Source organism: Microcystis sp. M169S2, assembly GCF_020245865.1.
GTDB classification, from domain to species: Bacteria; Cyanobacteriota; Cyanobacteriia; order Cyanobacteriales; family Microcystaceae; genus Microcystis; species Microcystis ichthyoblabe_A.
The window spans coordinates 1-4,442 of sequence record NZ_JADBUB010000200.1 but is presented as its reverse complement, the minus strand read 5'-3'; the positions used below and the strand labels follow the sequence as shown (position 1 = coordinate 4,442).

Genomic DNA, 4,442 nt, shown 5'->3' with positions numbered 1-4,442 from the left:
TCATCGGGTAATTTTGAGAGATTGGCAAGGGTTCTTTTTTTGACTTGATCTCCTTCTCGATAGGACTCTCGAAGAAGAACGGCGGGGGGGGAATTACGGTTAGGAACTTTTTCTATATACATGGCTATCATTTTAGCAAATGGAGAGAATTCTTGTCCATTAAGAAATGTTACAAATTACATGGGTACATTAAGAAAAGTTAAGGGGTATATCCATTGATGGATAAGGGTTTCGGCTATTATGGTATATATGTATGGGTGAAGTTCAGTTATAACATCCCTAATACCTTGCAACACTTCTCTTCAGGCAACCTCTCCACCAAAATGAAGGATTAAAGGGACTAAGTTGGGAATAGTTTCGAGGAAATGAGGAAGAGTGAGAGTCCTCAAAGCATGAAAGGTTTTTTCCCAGAAGGATAGGTCAATATTGGCAGGGCTTAACACCTGAGTTATAATTGGAACGAAAATTAACTAAGGCAGTTGTTCTCAAATGAAATTAAAGGAAAGGTATATCACCGATGATCAGGGTAATCGAATAGGTGTTCTTTTAGATATAGAAGAATATCAGAAACTGCTGGAAGAATCGGAAGAGTTAGATGCCATTAGAGCCTATGATTTAGCTGTCTCAGGCGATGATGATGAAATTCCTTTTGAAGTAGCGATCGCTGAAATTGAAAATAGTCAGCAATGAGTTACAATATCACTATTAAAAAACGTGCTTCTAAGGCTTTAGCAAATCTCCCAAAGGATGATTATCAAAAAGTTCGAGATGGCATTAGAGAATTAGCTGAAAATCCAAGACCATCAGGATGTCTAAAACTGACAGGAAGAGAAGGTTGGCGAGTTCGGATTGGAGTTTATCGAATTATTTATGGGATCGATGATTCAGAAAAGAAGGTGATTGTTCTTGATATTGGGCATCGAAAGCATATTTACCGCTAAATACAAGCAATCATCCCTCACAATATCAGAGCAAAAGCACTCGCTGATTCAATTGGGTAAGGCGGAGGCTAATTCATAGAACAAGAATCACCGCCACCAGCGACTAACATCCCTAATACTTTGATACACTTCTCTTAAGGCGACCTCCCCCCAAAAATGAAGGATTAAAGGGACTAAGTTGGGAATAGAATTAACAATTATCTTCATTCTCTTTGATTTTTTGACTAATTCATGACTGGTTCGCTGAACGCTGGAAAATGCTAACGTTGATGGGTTATTCATTTGACAGATCATAGAGTTCTAAGCCTTGAATAAAACAAAAATCTCTCAAATTCAATGTATATAGCTTAATATTCTGCACTAATGCTGTTGAGGCAATGATAGCGTCAGGGATGTTGAGTTTGTGACTGAGGGAGTAGGTTTCCATTAAGTTAATAAATTGATTGGATATTGCGACATCTACAGGAAAGGTATGTAGCAATCCGAGATGTCTTTTGATTTTGTTTAGTTCATTTTTATTGATTGCTCCATAATATAATTCGGCTTGAGTAATGGAACTAATGGCTAGTTGATTTAGTCCAATATGGCGAAGCTCTTCGATAATTCTATGGTTGTTTTTATAGAATTAAATGAGGATATTGGTGTCACATAAAATCATCGTTTTTCTTCTCGCCATGCTGCTTCACGGATAGATTTAGGGGTGATATCCCTGTCTTCCCACAGTCCTGCCAGGGCAAAGAATTCTTGCTCGTTATCAGATAATGTTGTTTGATCTTCGATGATTTCTACGGAGTCAACAAAATCTAAAGCAGTTAAAATTTTAGAGAGTGTTTCTGCTTTTTCTTGGTCACGAATGTGTACGATTAGTTGTTTCATGGTAGTTTATTTTGCATTGATTTGATATTAATGATCATTGTCTAATTCTGTTTTTAGCCAATTAAGAATCGGAGAACTAATAAGAATTCCATAATCAACTAACTGTTGTGATAAATCTAAAATTTCTTGTTTAGATAGATAACCTGCATAAAAACCAACCAAGAGAATTCCTAATGTTCCTTTGACGGTTAATTCCATAGCTTTGGCAACTCTTCTTGCTAATTTCTCATCTATAATTACCCAGTCTGGTTTGATTGAAATTGCCAAGAGAATAACTTCTAATTCTCCTCGATCTAATCCTAGTAATAGCGGTTCAAGAGGAGATGATGATACAACTTCTTGGACTTGAATCCAATTGGCATTTTTGAGTTCTTTTGCCCCCGGTTTATTATCTCCAGCGATGACAATTTCTTGATAAACTGTCCAAGGAATAATCACTTCATTAAATAGCTGATTAAGAAGATCTAATTGATTAATCAAAGATAAGGCGATGATCGGTGTAGAATTAACAATTATCTTCATTCTCTTTGATTTTTTTGGCTAATTTACGGCTGGTTTGTATTTCTGATTCCCATTCTTCTGCTGTGTAATCAATAATGGAAAAACCATACTCAGAGAGAAGTGTATAAAATGTATATTTATCGCATCCTAATACTTGTGCGCCGATTCCTGCTGAAATTTTTCCTTCTTGATAAAGATGCCCTAATGTATAAATGATAACTTTACGAGAGAATGCTTCTTTTTCTTCTCTGGCAGCAATGAGGAGTTCTTCGGGAAATGTTACATTAATGCTCATGAGTGTTTAAAAATAATTCGTTTTTCTTGATTTTAGCAGGAATAATATCGCTAATTAATTGATGTTTGATAATTAAGATTCTCTATATTGTTCTCTTTAGTTGTTTATAAATTTCATCATCGTTTCGTTTGTCAATCAGCAAGATTTCTAGTGTTTGCTCCTCAACACGATAAACGATTCGATATTCACCAATATCGGCTCTATGATAAGAGTATCCTTTTAACTTTAGAGAATCTTGGGGATAGGGATTTGTTCTCAGTTCGGTTATTTTTGTGGCTACTTGTTTGGCGTGTTTATCTGGCAGTTTTTTTAAGCGTTTAGTTGCCTGTCGAGATAGGTTAATCTTAAGCATTTAAAATTTCTGACAGTAAAGCCTCACTTTCTGTTGTTCCGATAAAACCTTCTTGATGAGCTTTTTCTGCCTGTAAAGCCAAAAGTTGATTTTCTAACTCGGAAAATCTCTCAAATTCCTCGATTGACAGCACGACTGCAACATTACGTCCCTTTTTTGCTATCTTTACTGGTTCTCTTCGAGCCAAGTCTAACAGTTCGCCAAAGCGATTTTTTGCTTCTGAGGCTCCTAATGTTTTCATAACTAACCTTTATAGAAACTAGCCATTATGACCATTTTAGCTATTATAGCAATTATTGACAGGAGAATCACCGCCACCAGCGACTAACATCCCTAATACTTTGATACACTTCTCTTAAAGCGACCTCCCCCCCAAAATGAAGGATTAAAGGCGCTAAGTTGGGAATAGTTTCGAGGAAATGAAGACGAGTGAGAGTACCCAAAGCATGAAGGACATCTTGCCAGAAAGATAAGTCAACATTAGCAGGGGTTAAGGTGGCGGTTAAGGCTTTTAATGCCTTTGCGCGCTCCGATTCACTCCCAATGCCTTTGGCAATAGCTAACGCTTCGTTTAAGATGTCAGGTAAAAGGGGAGCTAATCCTGCCAATGCTATAGTACGATTTTTTTTAGACCCAATAGCCATGGCAATTTCCAATGCTTCAGATAAAATATTTTGGGGTAAATAAGGTGCTATTTTTATAAGCAATTTTGCACGATAGTATTCGTTTTCGATAAATATGGCACTTTCTAAGGCTTCGGGTAAAAGATTTTGGGGTAAATAGGGAGCTAACCCTGTCAATGCCTCTACACGGTATCCTCCATTCCCAAGGTCTCTGGCAATCTCTAAGGCTTTGGGTAAAAGATTTTGGGGTAAATAGGGAGCTAATCCTGTCAATGCCTCTACACGGTCTTGTCTCCAACGGTCTTGTCCCCCAAGGTCTCTGACCATCTCTAAGGCTTTGGGTAAAAGATTTTGGAATAAATAAGGAGCTAATCCTGTCAATGCTCTTGCACGGTTATCTTCATCCCCAATGGCTCTGGCAATTTCTAAGGCTTCGGGTAAAAGATTTTGGGGTAAATAGGGAGCTAATCCTGTCAATGCCTCTACACGGTCTTTATACCAAACGTCTCTGACCATCTCTAAGGCTTTGGGTAAAAGGTTTTGAGGTAAATAGGGAGCTAAGTTTATCAATATTTCTTTATGTCTGTATTTATATAAAATCGAATAATTGTCCAATTTTGTGGGCATGGTACTTTTCAATGCTTCGAGTAACACACTTTCAGGTAAATGGAAACCTAACCCCGTCAACGCCATTACACGGCACCCTTCATTCCCAATCCCTCTGGCAATTTCTAAGGCTTCGGATAACAACCTTTCAGACAAGTGTGAAGCCAACCCCTTCAATACTTCTGCACGAGTGTATTCGTCTTCAAACCCTCTGACAATCTCTAAGGCTTCGGATAACAAGCTGACCG

The 4,442-nt window shown here is 37.7% G+C and carries 10 protein-coding genes; 2 read left to right on the top strand and 8 right to left on the bottom strand.

Annotated elements, in window-relative coordinates:
• Positions 1-122, bottom strand: a 122-nt coding sequence (locus IM485_RS23080) for an IS1634 family transposase N-terminal domain-related protein (protein WP_502882196.1), incomplete at its 3' end; no start/stop codon positions are given.
• 367 nt (positions 123-489) lie between these two features.
• Between IM485_RS23080 and IM485_RS18910 the strand changes: the two genes are divergently transcribed.
• Together IM485_RS18910 and IM485_RS18905 are read left to right on the top strand one after the other, a co-directional pair.
• On the top strand, positions 490-690 hold the full coding sequence (locus IM485_RS18910) for a RelB antitoxin-like protein (RefSeq protein WP_287744991.1): 201 nt from the start codon (positions 490-492) through the stop codon (positions 688-690).
• Positions 687-941: a type II toxin-antitoxin system RelE family toxin gene (locus tag IM485_RS18905; protein ID WP_104398400.1), complete on the top strand. Its 255-nt coding sequence runs from the start codon at positions 687-689 to the stop codon at positions 939-941. The genes IM485_RS18910 and IM485_RS18905 overlap by 4 nt, the downstream gene beginning before the upstream one ends.
• A 274-nt stretch (positions 942-1,215) precedes the next feature.
• Here the strand turns inward: IM485_RS18905 and IM485_RS18900 are convergent, their stop codons facing one another.
• From IM485_RS18900 to IM485_RS18870, 7 genes are all read right to left on the bottom strand, one after another.
• On the bottom strand, positions 1,216-1,542 hold the full coding sequence (locus IM485_RS18900; RefSeq protein ID WP_255348759.1) for a type II toxin-antitoxin system VapC family toxin: 327 nt from the start codon (positions 1,540-1,542) through the stop codon (positions 1,216-1,218).
• A 53-nt stretch (positions 1,543-1,595) separates the two neighbouring features.
• Positions 1,596-1,817 (bottom strand): hypothetical protein, encoded by a 222-nt coding sequence (locus IM485_RS18895; RefSeq protein ID WP_194014699.1) that lies wholly within the window; start codon positions 1,815-1,817, stop codon positions 1,596-1,598.
• A gap of 27 nt (positions 1,818-1,844) precedes the next feature.
• Complete coding sequence (locus IM485_RS18890) at positions 1,845-2,339, bottom strand: PIN domain-containing protein (RefSeq protein ID WP_287744990.1); 495 nt, start codon at positions 2,337-2,339, stop codon at positions 1,845-1,847.
• The gene (locus IM485_RS18885; RefSeq protein WP_002780147.1) at positions 2,323-2,613 is read right to left on the bottom strand and encodes a UPF0175 family protein; all 291 of its coding nucleotides are present in this window, start codon (positions 2,611-2,613) and stop codon (positions 2,323-2,325) included. The genes IM485_RS18890 and IM485_RS18885 overlap by 17 nt, the downstream gene beginning before the upstream one ends.
• 82 nt (positions 2,614-2,695) lie before the next feature.
• Positions 2,696-2,965, bottom strand: coding sequence for a type II toxin-antitoxin system RelE family toxin (locus IM485_RS18880; protein WP_002739840.1), 270 nt, complete (start codon positions 2,963-2,965; stop codon positions 2,696-2,698).
• A complete protein-coding gene (locus tag IM485_RS18875; RefSeq protein WP_002739617.1) occupies positions 2,958-3,206 on the bottom strand; it encodes a type II toxin-antitoxin system Phd/YefM family antitoxin in 249 nt (82 codons plus the stop codon). The genes IM485_RS18880 and IM485_RS18875 overlap by 8 nt, the downstream gene beginning before the upstream one ends.
• Before the next feature lie 67 nt (positions 3,207-3,273).
• On the bottom strand, positions 3,274-4,442 hold a 1,169-nt coding region (locus tag IM485_RS18870), incomplete at its 5' end, for an apoptotic protease-activating factor (RefSeq protein WP_353846027.1).

Coding starts and splice junctions, on each gene's coding strand:
- IM485_RS18910 (WP_287744991.1), top strand. CDS start 490: ATGAAATTAAAGGAAAGGTATATCACCGATGATCAGGGTAATCGAATA.
- IM485_RS18905 (WP_104398400.1), top strand. CDS start 687: ATGAGTTACAATATCACTATTAAAAAACGTGCTTCTAAGGCTTTAGCA.
- IM485_RS18895 (WP_194014699.1), bottom strand. CDS start 1,817: ATGAAACAACTAATCGTACACATTCGTGACCAAGAAAAAGCAGAAACA.
- IM485_RS18890 (WP_287744990.1), bottom strand. CDS start 2,339: ATGAAGATAATTGTTAATTCTACACCGATCATCGCCTTATCTTTGATT.
- IM485_RS18885 (WP_002780147.1), bottom strand. CDS start 2,613: ATGAGCATTAATGTAACATTTCCCGAAGAACTCCTCATTGCTGCCAGA.
- IM485_RS18880 (WP_002739840.1), bottom strand. CDS start 2,965: ATGCTTAAGATTAACCTATCTCGACAGGCAACTAAACGCTTAAAAAAA.
- IM485_RS18875 (WP_002739617.1), bottom strand. CDS start 3,206: ATGAAAACATTAGGAGCCTCAGAAGCAAAAAATCGCTTTGGCGAACTG.